This is a genomic window from Xanthomonas nasturtii (assembly GCF_023337365.3).
Taxonomy (GTDB): Bacteria; Pseudomonadota; Gammaproteobacteria; order Xanthomonadales; family Xanthomonadaceae; genus Xanthomonas; species Xanthomonas nasturtii.
Map to the genome: position 1 here is coordinate 657,290 of NZ_CP142084.2, position 20,184 is coordinate 677,473.

13 protein-coding genes and 2 pseudogenes are annotated in these 20,184 nt (G+C 60.8%); 10 read left to right on the forward strand and 5 right to left on the reverse strand.

The genetic code is table 11. The features are described from left to right. Positions 1 to 15: 15 nt before the first annotated feature. The 3 genes from M3O59_RS02825 to M3O59_RS02835 are packed head-to-tail and all read right to left on the reverse strand — an operon-like array spanning position 16 to position 2,968. On the reverse strand, positions 16 to 435 hold the full coding sequence (locus M3O59_RS02825; protein WP_064629965.1) for an STAS domain-containing protein: 420 nt from the start codon (positions 433 to 435) through the stop codon (positions 16 to 18). Beyond that, positions 432 to 863, reverse strand: coding sequence for an ATP-binding protein (locus M3O59_RS02830; RefSeq protein ID WP_116905913.1), 432 nt, complete (start codon positions 861 to 863; stop codon positions 432 to 434). The genes M3O59_RS02825 and M3O59_RS02830 overlap by 4 nt, the downstream gene beginning before the upstream one ends. Beyond that, positions 860 to 2,968: a SpoIIE family protein phosphatase gene (locus M3O59_RS02835; RefSeq protein ID WP_116905912.1), complete on the reverse strand. Its 2,109-nt coding sequence runs from the start codon at positions 2,966 to 2,968 to the stop codon at positions 860 to 862. Before M3O59_RS02835 ends, M3O59_RS02830 begins: the two co-directional genes overlap by 4 nt. A gap of 137 nt (positions 2,969 to 3,105) precedes the next feature. On the opposite strand from M3O59_RS02835, the gene M3O59_RS02840 reads away from it, so the two are divergent. The 3 genes from M3O59_RS02840 (at position 3,106) to M3O59_RS02850 (ending at position 6,448) form a co-directional block, all read left to right on the forward strand. Further along, complete coding sequence (locus M3O59_RS02840; RefSeq protein WP_181920557.1) at positions 3,106 to 3,705, forward strand: hypothetical protein; 600 nt, start codon at positions 3,106 to 3,108, stop codon at positions 3,703 to 3,705. Further along, complete coding sequence (locus tag M3O59_RS02845; protein ID WP_116905910.1) at positions 3,702 to 5,024, forward strand: XVIPCD domain-containing protein; 1,323 nt, start codon at positions 3,702 to 3,704, stop codon at positions 5,022 to 5,024. Before M3O59_RS02840 ends, M3O59_RS02845 begins: the two co-directional genes overlap by 4 nt. 422 nt (positions 5,025 to 5,446) lie before the next feature. Then, positions 5,447 to 6,448 carry an arabinogalactan endo-1,4-beta-galactosidase gene (locus M3O59_RS02850; protein WP_116905909.1) on the forward strand — a complete coding sequence of 334 codons (1,002 nt, stop codon included), beginning with the start codon at positions 5,447 to 5,449 and terminating at the stop codon, positions 6,446 to 6,448. A gap of 441 nt (positions 6,449 to 6,889) precedes the next feature. Here M3O59_RS02850 and M3O59_RS02855 read toward each other — a convergent pair whose 3' ends face one another. Further along, complete coding sequence (locus M3O59_RS02855; protein ID WP_330462266.1) at positions 6,890 to 7,810, reverse strand: IS110 family RNA-guided transposase; 921 nt, start codon at positions 7,808 to 7,810, stop codon at positions 6,890 to 6,892. Between the two features lie 701 nt (positions 7,811 to 8,511). Between M3O59_RS02855 and aceE the strand changes: the two genes are divergently transcribed. From aceE to M3O59_RS02875, 4 genes are read left to right on the forward strand one after another with little or no spacing between them, the layout of a single operon-like run. After that, a complete protein-coding gene (aceE, locus tag M3O59_RS02860; RefSeq protein WP_116906961.1) occupies positions 8,512 to 11,199 on the forward strand; it encodes a pyruvate dehydrogenase (acetyl-transferring), homodimeric type in 2,688 nt (895 codons plus the stop codon). A 26-nt stretch (positions 11,200 to 11,225) separates the two neighbouring features. Further along, the gene (locus M3O59_RS02865; RefSeq protein WP_249047185.1) at positions 11,226 to 12,458 is read left to right on the forward strand and encodes an AAA family ATPase; all 1,233 of its coding nucleotides are present in this window, start codon (positions 11,226 to 11,228) and stop codon (positions 12,456 to 12,458) included. Next, on the forward strand, positions 12,418 to 13,416 hold the full coding sequence (locus M3O59_RS02870; RefSeq protein ID WP_147308602.1) for a hypothetical protein: 999 nt from the start codon (positions 12,418 to 12,420) through the stop codon (positions 13,414 to 13,416). Before M3O59_RS02865 ends, M3O59_RS02870 begins: the two co-directional genes overlap by 41 nt. Before the next feature lie 6 nt (positions 13,417 to 13,422). Further along, positions 13,423 to 15,132, forward strand: a complete 1,710-nt coding sequence (locus M3O59_RS02875; RefSeq protein ID WP_116906959.1) for a DUF262 domain-containing protein — start codon at positions 13,423 to 13,425, stop codon at positions 15,130 to 15,132. A gap of 97 nt (positions 15,133 to 15,229) precedes the next feature. Here the strand turns inward: M3O59_RS02875 and M3O59_RS02880 are convergent. Beyond that, positions 15,230 to 15,808, reverse strand: a pseudogene (locus tag M3O59_RS02880) (transposase); the annotation flags it as partial. Between the two features lie 107 nt (positions 15,809 to 15,915). Between M3O59_RS02880 and M3O59_RS02885 the strand changes: the two are divergent. The 3 genes and pseudogenes from M3O59_RS02885 (at position 15,916) to M3O59_RS02895 (ending at position 20,174) form a co-directional block, all read left to right on the forward strand. Further along, positions 15,916 to 17,274 carry an IS5 family transposase gene (locus tag M3O59_RS02885; RefSeq protein WP_330462269.1) on the forward strand — a complete coding sequence of 453 codons (1,359 nt, stop codon included), beginning with the start codon at positions 15,916 to 15,918 and terminating at the stop codon, positions 17,272 to 17,274. 143 nt (positions 17,275 to 17,417) lie between these two features. Beyond that, positions 17,418 to 18,776 carry an IS5 family transposase gene (locus M3O59_RS02890; RefSeq protein WP_330462269.1) on the forward strand — a complete coding sequence of 453 codons (1,359 nt, stop codon included), beginning with the start codon at positions 17,418 to 17,420 and terminating at the stop codon, positions 18,774 to 18,776. Positions 18,777 to 18,919: 143 nt separating this feature from the next. Further along, positions 18,920 to 20,174: pseudogene (locus M3O59_RS02895) on the forward strand (IS5 family transposase). The last annotated feature ends 10 nt before the right edge of the window (positions 20,175 to 20,184 follow it).

The following is a 20,184-nucleotide window of genomic DNA, read 5'->3' on the forward strand; positions in this document are numbered from 1 at the left end:
CGCAGACGATGCGGCTTACGCTTCGGCGAAGTGCGACACGATCGGCGCATCGCTCTGCGCGCTCTGTTCGATGACCTTGCGCTGCATCGCAGCCAGGTAGGCATCCAGCTCTTCGGTGGAAGCGAATACGTCGCTCAGCGGCACCGCCTTGACCATGTCGAAGACCTTGCGGATCTGCGGCTGCGGGTTGCTCACCAGCACCTTGCCCTGGCGCGTGGCCAGCGCCTTGCGCGCCTTGAAGATGCAGCGGATGCCGGCGCTGGAAATGTATTCCAGTGCGCTCAGGTCCAGCACCAGCGTGGTGATGCGGGTGCCCAGCAATGGCGACAGCGCCGCGTCCAGGTCCTGGTAGGTATGGGTGTCCAGCCGCCCGGTCAGGATGACGCGTTGACGGGTGTCTTGCGGCGGGTCGATCTGGATGGCGAGCGTGGTCATGACAAGGCCTCGGGGACAGGGGCGTACGGGTGAAGCAGGGTGACGCGCACCACGTTATATGCACCATCGCGGCGGTAGTCGATGTGATCGGCGAACTGATGCACCAAAAACAACCCCAGCCCGCCGATGGCGCGGTCGTCGAGCGCGCCGGTCACGTCGGGCATGGGCGCAGCGCAGGGGTCGAAGGCGCTGCCGGGGTCGTGCATTTCCAGCACCAGCGCCTGGGTGTCCAGGTGCAGCTGCAGGCGCAGCGGCTGCGCGGCGCATTGGCCGTGGGTGAGCGCATTGCAGCCGAGCTCTTCCACGATCAGCCGCACCTGGCCGATCCGTTCGGCGTGCAGGCCCTCGCGCGTGAGCGAATGTTCCAGCGCGTCGTTGGCGCCGGCCAGCTGGGCCAGCGAGGGCGCGATGGCCAGATCGAGCTTCATGCGGTCGTTGCCTTTCCGGGCGCGTCCCGGCCAGCGTTTGCGACCCGCCCAGCATGCTCCTGGCGCAGCCGGATCGCCAGCAGCGTGATGTCGTCGTACGGGTCGGCCATACCGGTAAAGCGGGCGATATTGGCGATCACCGCCTTGCACTGCGCCGCCGCACTGCGGCGCGGGTGCAGCGCGGCCAGCAAGCGCTCCAGCCCGTAGCTGGCACCGCGCTCGTCCATCGCCTCGGTCACGCCATCGGTGTAGCCCAGCAGGGTCTGCCCGGCGCTCATGCGGCCCTGCAGCACAGGGTAGGACACCTGCGGCTCGATCCCCAGCGGCGCACCGGTTTCCAGCGGCAACGGGTGCGCCTTGCCGTCGATATCGATCAACAGCGGCGGCTCGTGCCCGGCGCTGGCCAGCCAGTAGTCGCCGCTCACCACGTTGATCAGGCCGCACAGCACGGTGGCGAACATGCAGGTCTCGTTGTTTTCGGCCAACCGGGTGGACGCGGCAATCAGGATGGCGTCCGGGCGCGTGTAGCGGCGCGCCGCGATTTCCAGCACGCTCACCGCGCGCGCCATGAACAGGGCGGCCGGCACGCCCTTGTCGGAAACATCGCCCACCACGAACCACAGCAGCCCCGGTTCGGTCTCGATGAAGTGATAGAAATCCCCGCCCACCGCCTTGGCCGGCTCCAGCCATGCGCAGGTTTCCAGATGCGAACTGGCGCGGTCGAAGGTGCGCCCGGAAGGCAGCATCGCCTGCTGGATCTCGCGCGCAATCTGCAACTCGCTGTGCATGCGTTCGCGTGCGGCGGTCATCTCGCCAATCTCGGCGATGTGGTGGCGGATCGCATCGCGTGCGCTGTCGAAGGCGCGCGCCATCACGCCCACTTCGTCGTCGCGTTCGATGTGCTGCAACGGGTATTCGAATTCGCCGCGACGAAAATGCTCGGCGGTATCGGTCAGCTCTTCGATCGGCCGCGTCAACTTGCGCGTGATCCGCCGCATCAACCACCACCACACCACCGCGCCCAGCAGCGCCGCCAGCGCCACCCACGCCGCCAGCCAGTTCAAACCGGCCAGCACATAGCCTTCCGAGGCCGACAACACGAAGGTCCAGCCACTGCGTCCCACTGCCGCGCTATGGGTCAGGAAGCGCTCGCCATCGGGCGCGGTGTGCGCAAACGAAATCGGCTGGCCGGCCGCCACCGCGCGCTGCAACGGGCGCAGGTCCGGGCGTGACCGGGCCACATAGGCATCCAGCGAATGGTGCAGATTGAGCGCCGGGTCGGGGCTGAAGACCAGCATGCCCTCCGGCGACAACAGCATCGGCTGGATGCCGATATCGCGCGGCAATTCGTCGATGATGGCGCGCAGGTGCTGCAGCGGCAGCTCCACGCTGACCATGCCCACCGGCGCTGCATCGGGCGCATCGCCGGGCCGGCGCATGGGCAGGTTGTAACTGGTGTACAGGCCACCGCCATTGGCATCCAGGTAGGGCTCGGACCACCACGCGCGGCCCTCGCGCTGGGTGCGCAGATACCAGGGCATCGCGTGATAGTCGTAGCCCAGTTCCAAGGCAGATTTTTCCACCACGCGCGTGCCGTTGCGATGCACGTACCAGACAAACCCGCTGTCGCCGGCCTTCTGCGTGCGCGGCTCGATGATCAGGCGCGCCGCACCGATATCCGGGTCGCCGGTCAGCGTGGCCAGTAGCAAGGCGCGCAGATTGAACGGCTGTAGCCCCACGCCGCCGCTGCTGGCCGCCAAAGTGCGCCCGCTCACCTGCACCGAATCCAGCATCGCCGCCAGGCTGAGCGCGGTCTGCTCGGTCAAGCCATCCACCTCGGTGCGCGCGGCCTCCACCAACTCGGCGCGTGCGCCCACGTAGAACACCGTTCCCAGCGCCGCCAGCAACATCACCAGCACCGCGGTGGCCGCCAGCAGCACGCGCATGCGCAGGCTTTTGCGCCAGTGCACGCGCGCGGCGACCGGCGTCTGTTGCGGCAGTGAGTGCGGATGGCTGGTCGTGGCACGCTCTCCCCAGCGGCGGCTGCGTTCGATGATGGCAGCTTTGCTGCCATGCACAACCCTGCGCAGCGGCCTCATCCTCACGTGGTCTCGATTGACCGCCCGAACGCAGGCGGACTAGATTGGCTGCCCCACTGCCACGGAGGCCGGCCTTGCGCCAGATTCTGACCCCAAGCCTGCTGGCCCTACTGCTTACGGCCTGTAACGCCCCGGAGACCAGCATGACCCAGACCCTTTCCCCCGCCACCGAGGCCACCGCAGAAGCCGACGTCGAGGCCGGCGGCCGCGGCCTTGCCAAGTTGAATCCGAGCCCGCGCAAGGCGTACGAGGTCACGCTTACCCTGGACAAGGCGCCTGGTGCTTTCGGCCTGGTGCAGGCCGCGGCGCAGTACGACGTCAGCAACGAAGCCGAATGCGGCAAGATCCAGCCCGAAACCGGCACCGCCGGGCGCATCACCAGCCAGGAAGATGTCGCGCTCAAGAAGATCTCCGACACCGAATACCGCGGCACGGTGTATCTGGATCTGATGCAGGACGAAGACTATTACGGCCGCGGCGTCTGCCACTGGGAATTCAGCGGCGCCAGCGTGCTGCTCAAGGCCACCGGTGCCGAAGAAGAAACGCGGTTCCTGTCGTTTATCGAAGCCAAGACGGTGACTGCGCAACAGCCGCAGACCAAGTACTACTGGAAGGAAGGATATCCGCGCTCGGAGTCCAAGAGCTTCCCCGATACCGGTGAGCTGAGCGCGGACAAGTTCAAGCCTGAGATCCGCGACAATCTCTTCACCATCACATTGGCTGCCAAGGAAGTTGCGCCATGACCGTCCCATCGCAGCACTACGCAGACTTGTCCGAGGACACGTATAAGAATCACGCGGTAGGGCGGCGCGCGCCGGGCCATGAAGAACTGGTTCCAGTCGGGAACGAGAATTACGCCATTCTGGAGCATGTCGACAACAAGGCCACCGGATATCAGGGCACGATTTATCGCCGTGAAAGCACCGGCGAAATCGTCGTCGCGCACCGCGGCACCGAGGGCAAGCTCGATGACATCCTCACTGATGCATCGATGGTGCGCAGCCGTCACAACCCGCAAGCCGACGATGCTCTGGCTTTGACTAAGCATGCACTCGACTACGCAAAGGACTACGGCAACCGGACCGGGCACCAGCCGGAAGTGACGATGACTGGTCATTCGCTCGGTGGTGCGCTCGCGCAGATCTCAGCACACCACTACGACCTCAAGGGCGAGACCTTCAATTCGTATGGTGCAGCCAGCCTGTCGTACCGGATTCCGGAAGGCGGTAACAACATGGTGAACCATGTGATGGCGTCCGATCCGGTGAGTGCAGCGTCGCCGCATTTTGGCCAGGTACGCATCTACGCAAAGCCAGACGAAATCAGTACGCTCGGTCACGCCGGTTACAGTAATAGCAGAGCGAACTTCCTGATTCCGGATTCTCCGGTGCTCGCTGCGGGAACCTCGTTAAGCGCGCACAAGCTCGACAACTTCTTGAAGCAAGGTTCGGTCCTCAACGATCCAAGTGCACGTACGCTTGCCGAAACGAACAAGCGCATGATCAATGAGTACCGCACCGATCTGGATCAGATCCGCGCCGGCATCACCGTCATCAGTCGCAGCGGTCGTGGCCTCGGCCAGGACGCCATCGACGCCATCCGTGGCCCGCTCGCTCCGGGCGAGCCGGCCAAGCGCGATGCGCGCGAACATGGCAACGAGCACACCTCGCTGCGAATCGATCAGCCGGGGCATGTGGGCAATGCCTTGTTCCAGGACGCCCAGCGCGGCGTGCATGCGCAGGATGCCCGCGCCGGCCGCACGCCGGATCAGCAGAGCGCGCAACTATCCGGCTCGCTCGCCTCGGAAATGCATGCCGCCGGTGGTCAACGCATCGACGCGGTGATGATGAGCCCGGACGCTGCACGGACCTTCGCGGTGCAGGGGCGCGTGGACGACCCGGCGCAACTGCGCGTCAGCGTGGAGACGATGACCGCCATGAACACGCCGCTGGAGCAGAGCAGCCAACGTGTTGCCGAAAACGCCGCACGTCAGTCGGTGGCATTGGAGCAGCAACAGTCGCAGAGCGAGCAACAGCAGCAAGGGGCGCGCGCCATGGGCTGAGGGATGAGTTGTGTTGTGCTGCCGCGGCGGATGCGCGCGCGGTTGTGCATCACCCCGCGCGCGGTGCGTCACGGCGCCGAGCCTGCACACCACCATCGCGTGTTCCACCGAAACGCCGGGCTTGCCCGGCGTTTTCGCGTTCAATCGCGCAAAAACGCGCACGGGTGCTGCTGCACCCGCACAACAACGCGCCTGCACAACGCGGGCGGACTCAATGTTTTCCTGCCTCAAGATATGCCGCAACACCCCTGCACCTATAGCGGCCTCAACCGCCCTGTACTGCCGTGTTTGAATCTCACCCGCTGCGCAGCGGCACACGGTGAGGCAGCAACGCGTGCGTGCACCGTGGCCGCATGCACACCGCAACGCAGGATCACGCAAGGTGCCACCCGGCGCGACATCCATCGATCAAGGAGCGTTTCATGACTATTTTTCGCATCCACTACCACCGCGTGCTGCTCGTGCTGGCGCTGTGCCTATGCAGCGCCGGCGTCAGCGCGCAGGGCATCGCCAAGGGCGCCGATGTCAGCTGGCTCAACCAACAGGCCGCGAACAATCCGCCGCAGGTATTTCGCGATGCGGCCGGCAACACCACCGACTTCATCAAGCTGTTCAAGGACGTGGGCGGCAACGCGATTCGCCTGCGCGTGTGGGTGAACCCGTCGGGTGGCTGGAACGACGGCCGCGACACCCTGGACAAGGCCAAGCGCGCCGCCGCCCAAGGCATGCGCATCATGATCGACTTCCATTACAGCGACAGCTGGGCCGACCCCGGCAAACAGAACAAACCAGCCGCCTGGGCCGGGCATAACGTGGCCCAGCTCAATACCGACGTCTACAACCACACCCAGGGCATTCTCAAATATCTCAAGGACAACGGCATCAACGTCACCTGGGTGCAGGTGGGCAACGAGATCAACAGCGGCATGTTGTGGAACGACGGCAAGACGCCCAACTTCGCCAACCTCGGCCAGTTCATCAACAGCGGCTACAACGCCACCAAGGCGGTGTATCCCAACGCCAAGGTCATCGTGCATCTGGCCAACGGCTACGACAACGCCAACTTCCGCTGGTTCTTCGACAACCTGCGCTCGGCCGGCGGCAAGTGGGACGTCATCGGCATGTCGCATTACCCACCGGTCGGCAGCTGGCAGGACTACAACAACCGCCTGGACACCAACATGCGCGACATGATCTCGCGCTACGGCAGCGACGTGGTGGTGGCCGAGGTCGGCATGGATTGGCAACAAGCGGCCACCACCCGCGCCATGCTCACCAACCTGCTCAGCCGCAGCAACGCCATCGGCTCGCGCGTGCTCGGCGTGTTCTATTGGGAACCCAACGCCCACCCCGGCTGGCAGGGCTACACCATGGGCGCAGTCAACAACAACGGCCAATTGACCGAAGCGCTGCAGGCGTTCTGATTGGTGTCCCTCATGCCCCTCTCCCGCCGGGAGAGGGGTTTGGGGTGAGGGTACGGGGGCGAAGCCCTCTTGCATTCAAAACGCACGAGGCTTCGCCCGTACCCTCATCCGCCCCTCTGGGGCACCTTCTCCCGGCGGGAGAAGGGAAGCACGCACTGCACCCCACAGTCAGCGGCGAAAAGCCCCTCTCCCGCCGGGGCGAGCAGGCACGGCTTGCGCGCCACCGGCGCGCGTGCCTTGGAGCGCCCGCGCCGTAAGCGCGGGCCGGGGCGCGGAGCGGGGGTGAGGGTGCGGGGGCGAAGCCTTCGGGTGACTCCAGCTGCACGAGGCTTCGCACGTACCCCCATCCGCCCCTGCGGGGCACCTTCTCCCAGCGGGAGAAGGGAAGCTCTCGAAGCCGGTATCGAAGCCCCTCTCCCGCCGGGAGAGCAACTGTCTTGATCAACTGGCGGCGCTAGCCGCCAGTTGATCTCGCATCTTGGCGTTGAGGATGACCAATAATTTGCGCATCGCCGCCACGAGGGCGACCTTGCCCGCTTTGCCCTGCGTGCGTAGCCGCTGGTAAAACTCGCGCAGGGCCGGGTTGAAGCGCACCGCCACCAGCGCCGCCATGTACAGCACTTGCCGCACGCAGGCGCGTCCTCCCCAGATGCTGCGGGCACCGCGCAACGTGCCGCTGTCGCGTGCCAGCGGCGCCACCCCGACCAGTTTGGCGATCGCCTTGCCGGTGAGACGGCCCAGCTCGGGCAGCTGCGCCGCCAAGGTCGCGACCAGCACCGGGCCGACGCCCTTGACCTGGACCAGCACCTCCAGCTCGGCACGTGCAGCCACCTGTTGGGCGATGCGCGCATCTAGCTCCGCCAGCTCTTTTTGCCATTGCCGCACGCCGGCTTGCGCCCGCTTGCGCAGCCACGCATCGGTCAGTTGAGACAGCCGCTGGCGCTCCTGCTGCACCGTCGCCAACACCTGCGTGCGGCGCTGCTGGTACTCGCGCAGCTGACGGCGCCAGCCTTCCAGCGGCTGGTAGGGCGTGAGTGATACCACCATCGCCATCTGCGCCAGCACACGCGCATCCAATGTGTCGGTCTTGGCCAGTTGGCCGATGGCCTTGGCAAAGTCACGCGCCTGGCGAGGGTTCACACGCGCCACCGGCAGGCCGGCCACATGCAGCGCATCCAGCGCTGCCAGTTCGTAGCCGCCCGTGGCCTCCAGCACCACCTGGTGCAGCTCCATGTGTCCCAGCCAGCTGCGCAGCTGGCGCAGACCTGCCGCCGTGTTGGGGAAGCGCCGTTCGCCTTTGCAGCCATGCACATGCACATCCAACCACTGCTTGCTGACATCGATACCTACGCCGTATGCCATGGAAAAACTCCGCTATGCTCCAAGGATCGAGAGCTCTCCTGGGCTGCCCAGCCTGATCGTTACGAGTGCCAACTCCAGCAACTGTTCGGGCGTTTGCCAGGAGATCCCGGCGTGGCGACCTCGCTCTCCCGCGGTTGTTTAAACCTGTGGGTTATCGGTCGACCACGCCGGCTCTCGACACCTAATCTGGCAGATCGCCAAGAGATAAGGGGTTGGGGTGAGGGTGCGGGGCGAAGCCCTCTTGCACCCAAAACGCACGAGGCTTTGCTCGCACCCTCATCCGCCCCTTTGGGGCACCTTCTCCCGAGGGGAGAAGGATCAGGCAGCGGCTCTTATCCTTTGGTCGTAGATCGGCAGCGGTCGCCAGCTCATGCATACCGGCAGGCCACGCGCTTGGCAGACATCGGCTTGCTTCGACATTGCTGCCCAAATGCCACGGCGCTGCAGTTCTCGCTGCCCGCTTATTCAAGACCTCCCCAGCGCGCTCGCCACCGGCCTGCATCGCGCCCGCATCGCGCCCGCGCGCAAGATCACCACACAACTCCCCGCCAAACCAACCGCAACAACCCCCCGTGCACAACACCGTCCCATTCCATACGCACCCGTAGCGAGGAATGCCAACAGGTGCGTGCGGTACACTTGGGGGTTCACGAATTCACGATGTCGACACACCCGCGGGGTGTGTCCCCCCGGGAGCGCTAATGAACTGGTTGAACGAAGTGCTGCACAACGATCCGAACCCGCTCGAGACGCAGGAGTGGCTCGAATCGATCAAGGCCGTCATCGACGTCGAAGGCCCGGAGCGCGCCCATCAGCTGCTGGAAGGCATGGTCGAACAGACCCGCCGCGCCGGCGCTTACCTGCCGTTCTCGCCCACTACCGAGTACGTCAACACCATCGCACCGGCCAACGAGGCCAAGCACCCCGGCGACTCCGCGCTGGAGTGGAAGATCCGCTCGATCATCCGCTGGAACGCCATGGCCACGGTCGTGCGCGCCAACCGCAAGCCGGGCGACCTGGGTGGCCACATCGCCTCGTTCGCCTCCAGCGCCACCCTGTACGACGTGGGCTTCAACCACTTCTGGCGCGCGCCCTCGGACAACCATCCGGGCGATCTGCTGTTCATCCAGGGCCATAGCGCGCCGGGCATCTACGCCCGCGCCTTCCTGGAAGGCCGCATCAGCCAGGCCCAGCTGGACAACTTCCGCATGGAAGTGGACGGCCAGGGCATCTCGTCCTACCCGCACCCGTGGCTGATGCCCGAGTTCTGGCAGACCCCCACCGTGTCGATGGGCCTGGGCCCGCTGGCCGCCATCTACCAGGCGCAGTTCATGCGTTACCTGGAAAACCGCGGCCTCATCGAAAAGTCCGACCGCAAGGTGTGGTGCTTCATCGGCGACGGCGAGTCTGATGAGCCAGAAACCCTCGGCGCCATCGCGCTGGCCGGCCGCGAAGGCCTGGACAACCTCATCTTCGTGGTCAACTGCAACCTGCAGCGCCTGGACGGCCCGGTGCGTGGCAACGGCAAGATCATCCAGGAACTGGAAGGCGTGTTCCGTGGCGGCGGCTGGAACGTCATCAAGCTGCTCTGGGGCGGTTACTGGGACGCCCTGCTGGCCAAGGACACCAATGGTGTGCTGACCAAGCTGATGATGGAAACCGTCGACGGCGAATACCAGAACTGCAAGGCCTTCGGCGGCGCCTACACGCGCGCCAACTTCTTCGGCAAGTACCCGGAGACCGCGGCCATGGTGGCCGGCCTGTCCGACGACGACATCTGGCGCCTGAACCGTGGCGGCCACGACCCGCACAAGGTGTACGCCGCCTACCACCAGGCCGTGAACACCAAGGGCATGCCTACCGTGATCCTGGCCAAGACGGTCAAGGGCTACGGCATGGGCTCGGCCGGTGAGGCGCTCAACCCCACCCACCAGACCAAGAAGCTGGACGACGCGGCGGTCAAGCACTTCCGCGACCGCTTCAACATCCCGGTCACCGACGCCCAGCTGGAAGACGGCCAGGTGCCGTTCTACCACCCCGGCGAAGATTCCCCGGAAGTGCAGTACCTGAAAGAACGCCGCAGCGTGCTGGGCGGCTTCCTGCCTTCGCGCCGTCCCAAGGCCAGCAAGTCGTTCGTGGCGCCCACGCTCGACAAGTTCGAGCGCCTGCTCAAGGACAGCGGCGAGCGCAGCTATTCCACCACCATGTCCTTCGTGCAGAGCCTCAACATCGCCCTGCGCGACAAGGAACTGGGCCCGCGCATCGTGCCGATCGTGGCCGATGAGGCGCGCACCTTCGGCATGGAAGGCATGTTCCGCCAGATCGGCATCTACGCCCCGTTCGGCCAGAAGTACAAGCCGGTCGATGCCGACCAGCTGATGTACTACCGCGAAGACCAGACCGGCCAGGTGCTGCAGCAGGGCATCAGCGAGCCGGGCGCGATTGCCTCCTGGATGGCCGCCGGTACCAGCTACTCGGTGTCGGATGTGCCGATGCTGCCGTTCTACATCTACTACTCCATGTTCGGCTTCCAGCGCGTGGGCGACATCGCCTGGCAGGCAGCAGACATGCGCACGCGTGGCTTCCTGCTCGGCGGCACCGCCGGCCGCACCACGCTCAATGGCGAAGGCCTGCAGCACGAAGACGGCTTCAGCCAGGTCATCGCCGGCTCCATCCCGAATGTGCGTAGCTACGACCCGACCTTCGGCTTCGAGGTCACCGTCATCATGCAGCACGGCATGAAGGCGATGATGGAAGACCAGATCGACGAGTACTACTACATCACCCTGATGAACGAGAACTACGCCCACCCCGGCATGCCGGAAGGCGCAGCCGAAGGCATCATCAAGGGCATGTACCTGCTCAAGGACGCCGGCAAGCCCAAGAAGGGCGAACTGCGCGTGCAGCTGCTGGGCAGCGGCACCATCCTGCGCGAAGCCATTGCCGCAGCCGAGCTGCTGGACAAGGACTTCGGCGTCACCGCCGACATCTGGTCCTGCCCCAGCCTCAACGAGGTGCGCCGCGACGGCTACGCCGTGGAACGCTGGAACCGCCTGCACCCGGAGGCCGAACAGCGCAAACCCTACGTCACCCAGCTGCTAGAAGGCCGCCAGGGCCCGGCCGTTGCCGCAACCGACTACGTGCGCGCCTTCGCCGACCAGATCCGCGCCTTCGTCCCGATGACCTACACCGTGCTCGGCACGGATGGGTTCGGTCGTTCGGATACGCGTGCGAACCTGCGTCGGTTCTTCGAGGTGGACCGGTACTACATCGCGCACGCGGCCATTGCCGCGCTGGCGAAGGATGGCAAGATGACGGGCAAGGATGTGGCTCGGGCGATCAAGCAGTACAAGATTGATCCTGAGAAGGCTAATCCTGTTGGGGTTTGATTTGAGTGCACAAAGGCCTGTCGATAATGAAAATTGAAGAAATAGGTTTCGACAGTTACAAAGCCTTTGGCTCTCAAAGAGATGGGGAGACGGCGCACGCATTGCGTTTAGCGCCGTTAACTCTCTTGTTAGGCAAGAACAATAGTGGGAAAAGTACGGTCGCTCGACTACCCATACTGCTTTTGGGCGCATTAGAGTGCAAGGATGAGCTTGTCTTGCCCTTAGAAGTAAGAGGGCAAGTATACGGGCACAATTTTCTCGATATAGCTTTTGGGGGTAATTTCTTTAGTAAGCCCCGCTTCTCGGTTCGTGCAATGCGTGGCGATCAAATTCTTGAGCTCGACGTCACATTATTTGTCGCAGGTGCGCTTTCGGCCGAAAGTCCACCTAAATTTTGGTCGTATAAAATGGTTTCCCCAGAGAATCTCGAGTATCAAATTGCGGGAGATTTGGAGAATAATTCCCCGCTAAATTTTCTACCTCGCACATCGATATGGGATGATTGGCGCAAGTCCGCAGCAAAAGTATTGGATGAGATGGTTCATATAGGACCAGTTCGATCTTCGATTTTGATGAACTATTCGAATGGGCCTTTTGCAGGTTTCGACACTTCAGGCCGAAATGTTCCTCTTCTACTTAGAGAAAACTCGGTCTTGGCAGAGCAAGTCGGCTTTTGGTACGAGAACCAGTTGGATGGTTGGCGGCTCGGGCTTCAAAAAGATAGCTCGAGTTTTAGTTTGCGCATCACCAATCAATCAAAGGTTTCTACAAATCTCGCCCAGGCAGGAGAAGGGTTGCAGCAAGTGCTTCCGGTGGTGTGTCATCAGTTATGGCGGCAACAGGCTGAGAATTCAGACTTCTTGGATGTGATTGAACAGCCAGAGCTTCATTTGCATCCCGCGGCGCAGGCGCCCTTAGCAGATTTATTTATAAAAACTGCTTTAGTGACCAAAGGGCAAACAATCGTAGAGACCAACTCCGAAGGAATTCTTCTTAGGGTTCAGCGCAGAATAGCTGAAGGGGCTATCCCCCCCTCAGCTGTTGCAATATATTTTGTGCAGCCTACTGATCTAGGTAGTGTGTTGCGCGAGATAAAGCTCGACGAAAATGGTGAGATGGATTGGTGGCCCGATGGGGTGTTCGAAGAAGATTTTGCTGAAGTATCCGCAATTCGTCGGGCTCAACGGAAAATCGGCGCTGGAGGGGGGGGGGGGCTGAATGAATCTTATAGTCACGGAAGATGTTTTCAATGCAGATGATTTAACTCTCAGGCTACTAGATCAGATCATTGATCGAGTTGAGGACGGAGTGCATAGGATTGAGATAAAGGGAGCTGACAGGCTTAAAGAGTCTGAGTTTTACTTGAAGGCCAGGCCTGGCAGACAGAGATTTCTCCTTGGTGCGGCGTCTCGGATTCCGACCCACAGAGGTTCGCGTCGCACGCATCTTGGGGATGTAGTCATTGATTCTCCGGATGCGGTGATTGAGGCGAGAAAGATTGCTTATACCCCGCTTACACTTTTAGTTGAAGATCGCGAGGCCGATGGTGTTCTTATTGAGATAATGATAAATAAGTTGGCTTCCTTGGAAATGCGTGAATTGTGGGATTTCGCTTTTAAAGCTACGCCGGCGGGCATTGAGATAACTACAGCCGGCGGGGTTAATGCAATGCCTCAGCGGATTTCACGCATTCTCTCCGAAGTTAATATTAATAAGGCTCTTAGGCTTATTGTTATATGTGATTCTGACAATCGCTGGCCTCTTGATCCGAATAATTCTAGCCAAAATTCGATCGATGAGATAAAAAAGCTTTGTGTATCTTCTAACATAAGATTTCACGTCCTAAATAAAAGAACGGCTGAGAACTACATACCAGACGAGGTGTTCATCGCAGCTAGCGAATTTCATGGAAACTTGTCTCATAAGCCGAGATTTTTGGCGCTCCTTGAACGAACTGCTTTGCAGCGAGATCATTTTCCTATCAAAGACGGGATGAGCGATGCTGAGCGGGAGTCTGTAGTGAAAGCGGGATTTTATTCTGCGACAGAGATTGCGCACCTGCATCTTCTAAAGGAAAGGCTTTTTCCAAAAAGACCAAGGCTGATGCTTACAGTGTACCGAGAATACTTGGACGCAATTACAGCAGCAGGCTTGCAAGCTAGGGATGGCTCCGGGGAGTTTGATGATATTATGAATTTATTTTCTATTGAGCTCTGAGATCATATGGATGCCGCTGACTTTGTCCCAGAAATCACACCGCAAGTTATCCATCTTATAGATTTATTAAAGAGGGCAAAGGAGGGTAGATTACGTGTGCCTAAGTTTCAGCGCGAGTACGTATGGCGTAGGCAAGATATTGTGGACCTTTTTGACTCGATTGCGCGTCAGTATCCAATAGGAACATTGTTCTTGTGGGGCGCGCAGCCCATACCTAGCAGTCGCCCAAACATCGGACCCCTACTTTTGCCCGAATATAAGGGGGAGACTTGGCTTGTACTTGATGGACAGCAAAGGCTCACTACTCTTGTTGGTGTCTTACTAGCTGACGAGGCACAATGGGATGCGGGTTTCGATGAAGACCCTAGCAGGTGGCGTCTTTTTTTTGACGCGCAAGCAAATGCGTTTACGCATATACGAGACAACGATCCTGTTCCTGTAAATTATCTGCCGGTCCCATCACTTCTTGATACTGTCAAACTATTTTCCCAAGTTCAGAAGTTGCTTTCTTCGTCTGCGTCTAAAGAGGAGGCTTTAATTTGGGCGGCAAGAGCACAGGAAGTGGCTCGTGCCATACAAAGCTATCGGATACCCTTGGTAGAGATTAAGACGAACAGCTTAAGTGTTGCAGTGGAAAGCTTCTCCCGACTTAATAAAAAGGGGCGGAGTATTGGTCAGGATGAGATGTTTTCTGCCCTGACTTACAGAGAAAGTGATTCAACACGGTTTCATCTTGCGGCTGAGATTGATCTTGTTCAATCTAAATTGGTGAGGGCTGGGTTTGGCGAAGTTGACAGAGAGGTTGTACTTCGCGCCGTGTTGACGGCTGCCAACCTGGATCTGTATAGGACTGATTGGACCAGGTTAGGTGATCAGGTAAAGCAAGAAGTCAGAACACAACTACCTGATGCCGTGATAGAGGCCTCCAGAGGATTGGAGGCGGCTGTTGCTTTCTTGAAGGAAATTGGGGTGGCAAACACAAGGATGCTGCCATACAGCATGCAGCTGGTTGCGCTATCCGCTTTTTTTGGCCGAAACAAGAAATTTACTGATGATCAACGCAAGTTTTTGACCAAATGGTTCTGGGCATCATCATTTACCGGGTGGTTCAGTTCAGGCAATGCGGCGTTGATGCGAAGGTTGGTAGATGAGATGCGCGACGATGTGTCGGGTACTGAGTCACCAGTGACGCTGAAGCACATGGACGTTTCAGAAGCGGCTTTGGCAGTTCCTCAGCGTTTTGATATGCGTAGCGCTAGAGTGAGGGCAACGCTTTGTGTTCTATTAGGGCATGGCCCGAAAAGACCGAGTGGTGAGTTGATTAGCCTAGAAGAGGCAACTGCGTTCCTCGTTGAGAGAGGATCCGAGTCCATGTCCAAAGTTTGTTACACAGTTCAGAGCGCAGATCTGCAACGCAGTCCTGCTAATAGGGTCTTAGATGTAGCGCCTGCTATACGTGGGCAAGCCAAAAATTGGATTTTGGAGCTCGATGAAAGTGTCCGAGATGAGGTTCTGCTAAGTCATGCAATAGATCCAAGTACGATTTCTTTGCTGAGAGCAGGAGAACACGATAAGTTTCTACAGAAGCGTCTCGATTTTATTAGCTCGATTGAGAATAAATTCATGAAGAAGGTTGGTGTAACTTTGCCAACATCCATGACGCCGAGTCGGACTGCGATTGATTCGGATCCTGCGGACGGGCGTATGGATGATTGAGCTTTTTGATTAGTGGCAGAAGGGGGGCGAAAGGGTGTCGACTCGCCTTAATCCAGTGCCGAATAACGGGGTCAGGTTCTTAGGTATCCCCACGTTTTTACGGCATCAGCGTCATCTGCTCGCGCACTGCGTCGGGCAGTGTGCGTAAGCGTTCTAGCCAGCGTGAGACCGGTTCCATCGGCCAGCGCCTGACCAACGCCTCGCGGCCGACACGCAGTGTCGAATAGAGCTTGCGGGTGCTGTTGCGCGGCGACAGCCACTGCGCGATGCCGGTGGCTTCGCATCCCAGTCCTGCCAGCCAACTGGCGAAGGTGGCCAGCGTATGGAGTAACAACAGGATCTGCAGGCGCTCACCGGGCCGGGTCAAGCTGTCTTCCATTGCCTGGCCGTAGCGGTGCGATTTCAGATCACGAAATGCCAGCTCGATCTGTATCCGCCGTGCGTACAGGTTGACCAACTGCGTTGCGCTGGGTGCGTGCAACTGCGGTGATGCAACGATCAACCACGGCTCGCGCTCACGCGCTGCTGCTTTCAGGCTCGATGATGCACGCGAGACGTTGGCAGGTGAGCGCCGGTTGCGGTGCTGACGCCCTTTTCGTGCTTTGGCATAGAGCACCAGGCGGCAATTGAGTGGATCGCTGCGATTGATCTGCATCGGTGGTAATTCGTCGCCCCTGAAAAACCCCCAAACCACATCCATTGCAGGGCTTTCCCCGCATTTTCGACGTGCTGGAACTGCCAGTTTTCGTTAATGTACGCACTGGTTTCTGGCAGTTTTCGCCCATGCGCACACGCCGTCCCGCTGCCGATCACTTACCTGCCGATGAGTTGTTTCGTTCGCGTCTGGAAAACCAGATCGACCTGCGCCATCCACTGGTTCAACTAAGCCATCGGCTGCCGTGGAGTGTGTTGGAGCAGGCGCTATCGCCACGATTGCCGGCCACAACTGCCAGCGGCGGACGGCCCGGCCTGCCGATGCGTCTGATCGCCGGGCTGCTCTACCTCAAGCACGCCTACGACCTGTCCGACGAGGCCGTATGCGCGCGCTGGCTGGAAAATCCGTACTGGCAGTTCTTCACCGGCGAGGTGGTATTCCAGACCTGCTTGCCGTGCGATCCCAGTTCCCTGACACGTTGGCGACAGCGTCTGGGCGAAGCGGGCATGGAAGAGCTATTGGCGCACACGATCAACACCGCGCATGCGATGAAGGCGGTGGATGCACGCGAGTTGTCGCGGGTGATCGTGGACACCACCGTGCAGGAAAAGGCGATCGCCCATCCCACCGACAGCCGGCTGCTGGAGGTGGCGCGCAAGAAGCTGGTGCTGCTGGCCAAGCGCCACGGCATCGCACTACGACAGACCTATGCGCGGCAAGGCCCGGTCTTGAGCCGCAAGGCCGGGCGCTATGCGCATGCGCGCCAGTTCAAGCGCATGCACAAGGTGCTGCGACGCCAACGCACGCTCCTGGGACGCGTATTACGCGATCTGCAACGCAAGCTGGACCCCTTGGTGCGTGAGCGCATCAGTGTCTGGCTGGAACGCGCACAACGGGTGTTGACACAACGCCCCAAGGACAAGCAAAAGCTCTACGCCCTGCATGCGCCGGAAGTGGAATGCATGAGCAAGGGCAAGGCACGGACACCTTACGAATTTGGCGTCAAGGTCGGCATTGCGGTGAGTGCGCGCAAAGGCTTGATCGTGGGCGCGCGCAGTTTTCCCGGCAATCCTTACGACGGCGATACGTTGGCCGAGCAGCTGGAGCAGACGCGTGGGTTGCTGCAGGATGTGAATGTAACCCCGCAGGTAGCGATCGTGGACCTGGGGTATCGCGGACGTGAGGTAGATGGCGTGCAGATCCTGCATCGCGGCAAGGCCAAGACGCTGACACGACGGCAATGGAGCTGGATCAAACGCCGGCAAGCGGTGGAGCCGGTGATTGGACATCTGAAACAGGACTGCCGCTTGAATCGCTGTTATCTAAAGGGTGCCCAAGGCGATGCACTACACGTGCTCGGCTGCGCCGCCGGCTACAACCTGCGCTGGCTGATGCGCTGGATCGCCTTTTTGCGTGCCTGGTTGCAGGCGATGGCAGGGGCATCCTTGAGCCTGGTGCACCGGTCGCCGCTGACCTTTGGTGCTTGAAGGGGATTTTTCAGGGGCGACTAATTCGTCGCCCCTGAAAAACCCCCAAACCACATCCATTGCAGGGCTTTCCCCGCATTTTCGACGTGCTGGAACTGCCAGTTTTCGTTAATGTACGCACTGGTTTCTGGCAGTTTTCGCCCATGCGCACACGCCGTCCCGCTGCCGATCACTTACCTGCCGATGAGTTGTTTCGTTCGCGTCTGGAAAACCAGATCGACCTGCGCCATCCACTGGTTCAACTAAGCCATCGGCTGCCGTGGAGTGTGTTGGAGCAGGCGCTATCGCCACGATTGCCGGCCACAACTGCCAGCGGCGGACGGCCCGGCCTGCCGATGCGTCTGATCGCCGGGCTGCTCTACCTCAAGCACGCCTACGACCTGTCCGACGAGGCCGTATGCGCGCGCTGGCTGGAAAATCCGTACTGGCAGTTCTTCACCGGCGAGGTGGTATTCCAGACCTGCTTGCCGTGCGATCCCAGTTCCCTGACACGTTGGCGACAGCGTCTGGGCGAAGCGGGCATGGAAGAGCTATTGGCGCACACGATCAACACCGCGCATGCGATGAAGGCGGTGGATGCACGCGAGTTGTCGCGGGTGATCGTGGACACCACCGTGCAGGAAAAGGCGATCGCCCATCCCACCGACAGCCGGCTGCTGGAGGTGGCGCGCAAGAAGCTGGTGCTGCTGGCCAAGCGCCACGGCATCGCACTACGACAGACCTATGCGCGGCAAGGCCCGGTCTTGAGCCGCAAGGCCGGGCGCTATGCGCATGCGCGCCAGTTCAAGCGCATGCACAAGGTGCTGCGACGCCAACGCACGCTCCTGGGACGCGTATTACGCGATCTGCAACGCAAGCTGGACCCCTTGGTGCGTGAGCGCATCAGTGTCTGGCTGGAACGCGCACAACGGGTGTTGACACAACGCCCCAAGGACAAGCAAAAGCTCTACGCCCTGCATGCGCCGGAAGTGGAATGCATGAGCAAGGGCAAGGCACGGACACCTTACGAATTTGGCGTCAAGGTCGGCATTGCGGTGAGTGCGCGCAAAGGCTTGATCGTGGGCGCGCGCAGTTTTCCCGGCAATCCTTACGACGGCGATACGTTGGCCGAGCAGCTGGAGCAGACGCGTGGGTTGCTGCAGGATGTGAATGTAACCCCGCAGGTAGCGATCGTGGACCTGGGGTATCGCGGACGTGAGGTAGATGGCGTGCAGATCCTGCATCGCGGCAAGGCCAAGACGCTGACACGACGGCAATGGAGCTGGATCAAACGCCGGCAAGCGGTGGAGCCGGTGATTGGACATCTGAAACAGGACTGCCGCTTGAATCGCTGTTATCTAAAGGGTGCCCAAGGCGATGCACTACACGTGCTCGGCTGCGCCGCCGGCTACAACCTGCGCTGGCTGATGCGCTGGATCGCCTTTTTGCGTGCCTGGTTGCAGGCGATGGCAGGGGCATCCTTGAGCCTGGTGCACCGGTCGCCGCTGACCTTTGGTGCTTGAAGGGGATTTTTCAGGGGCGACTAATTCGTCGCCCCTGAAAAACCCCCAAACCACATCCATTGCAGGGCTTTCCCCGCATTTTCGACGTGCTGGAACTGCCAGTTTTCGTTAATGTACGCACTGGTTTCTGGCAGTTTTCGCCCATGCGCACACGCCGTCCCGCTGCCGATCACTTACCTGCCGATGAGTTGTTTCGTTCGCGTCTGGAAAACCAGATCGACCTGCGCCATCCACTGGTTCAACTAAGCCATCGGCTGCCGTGGAGTGTGTTGGAGCAGGCGCTATCGCCACGATTGCCGGCCACAACTGCCAGCGGCGGACGGCCCGGCCTGCCGATGCGTCTGATCGCCGGGCTGCTCTACCTCAAGCACGCCTACGACCTGTCCGACGAGGCCGTATGCGCGCGCTGGCTGGAAAATCCGTACTGGCAGTTCTTCACCGGCGAGGTGGTATTCCAGACCTGCTTGCCGTGCGATCCCAGTTCCCTGACACGTTGGCGACAGCGTCTGGGCGAAGCGGGCATGGAAGAGCTATTGGCGCACACGATCAACACCGCGCATGCGATGAAGGCGGTGGATGCACGCGAGTTGTCGCGGGTGATCGTGGACACCACCGTGCAGGAAAAGGCGATCGCCCATCCCACCGACAGCCGGCTGCTGGAGGTGGCGCGCAAGAAGCTGGTGCTGCTGGCCAAGCGCCACGGCATCGCACTACGACAGACCTATGCGCGGCAAGGCCCGGTCTTGAGCCGCAAGGCCGGGCGCTATGCGCATGCGCGCCAGTTCAAGCGCATGCACAAGGTGCTGCGACGCCAACGCACGCTCCTGGGACGCGTATTACGCGATCTGCAACGCAAGCTGGACCCCTTGGTGCGTGAGCGCATCAGTGTCTGGCTGGAACGCGCACAACGGGTGTTGACACAACGCCCCAAGGACAAGCAAAAGCTCTACGCCCTGCATGCGCCGGAAGTGGAATGCATGAGCAAGGGCAAGGCACGGACACCTTACGAATTTGGCGTCAAGGTCGGCATTGCGGTGAGTGCGCGCAAAGGCTTGATCGTGGGCGCGCGCAGTTTTCCCGGCAATCCTTACGACGGCGAATGGCGTGCAGATCCTGCATCGCGGCAAGGCCAAGACGCTGACACGACGGCAATGGAGCTGGATCAAACGCCGGCAAGCGGTGGAGCCGGTGATTGGACATCTGAAACAGGACTGCCGCTTGAATCGCTGTTATCTAAAGGGTGCCCAAGGCGATGCACTGCACGTGCTCGGCTGCGCCGCCGGCTACAACCTGCGCTGGCTGATGCGCTGGATCGCCTTTTTGCGTGCCTGGTTGCAGGCGATGGCAGGGGCATCCTTGAGCCTGGCGCACCGGTCGCCGCTGACCTTTGGTGCTTGAAGGGGGTTTT

Excerpts from the sequence above, each read along its gene's own strand:
- M3O59_RS02890 (WP_330462269.1), top strand. The coding sequence starts at position 17,418 with ATGCGCACACGCCGTCCCGCTGCCGATCACTTACCTGCCGATGAGTTG.
- M3O59_RS02875 (WP_116906959.1), top strand. The coding sequence starts at position 13,423 with ATGGATGCCGCTGACTTTGTCCCAGAAATCACACCGCAAGTTATCCAT.
- M3O59_RS02830 (WP_116905913.1), bottom strand. The coding sequence starts at position 863 with ATGAAGCTCGATCTGGCCATCGCGCCCTCGCTGGCCCAGCTGGCCGGC.
- M3O59_RS02855 (WP_330462266.1), bottom strand. The coding sequence starts at position 7,810 with ATGGCATACGGCGTAGGTATCGATGTCAGCAAGCAGTGGTTGGATGTG.
- M3O59_RS02865 (WP_249047185.1), top strand. The coding sequence starts at position 11,226 with ATGAAAATTGAAGAAATAGGTTTCGACAGTTACAAAGCCTTTGGCTCT.
- M3O59_RS02825 (WP_064629965.1), bottom strand. The coding sequence starts at position 435 with ATGACCACGCTCGCCATCCAGATCGACCCGCCGCAAGACACCCGTCAA.
- M3O59_RS02845 (WP_116905910.1), top strand. The coding sequence starts at position 3,702 with ATGACCGTCCCATCGCAGCACTACGCAGACTTGTCCGAGGACACGTAT.
- M3O59_RS02885 (WP_330462269.1), top strand. The coding sequence starts at position 15,916 with ATGCGCACACGCCGTCCCGCTGCCGATCACTTACCTGCCGATGAGTTG.
- M3O59_RS02850 (WP_116905909.1), top strand. The coding sequence starts at position 5,447 with ATGACTATTTTTCGCATCCACTACCACCGCGTGCTGCTCGTGCTGGCG.
- M3O59_RS02870 (WP_147308602.1), top strand. The coding sequence starts at position 12,418 with ATGAATCTTATAGTCACGGAAGATGTTTTCAATGCAGATGATTTAACT.
- aceE (WP_116906961.1), top strand. The coding sequence starts at position 8,512 with ATGAACTGGTTGAACGAAGTGCTGCACAACGATCCGAACCCGCTCGAG.
- M3O59_RS02840 (WP_181920557.1), top strand. The coding sequence starts at position 3,106 with ATGACCCAGACCCTTTCCCCCGCCACCGAGGCCACCGCAGAAGCCGAC.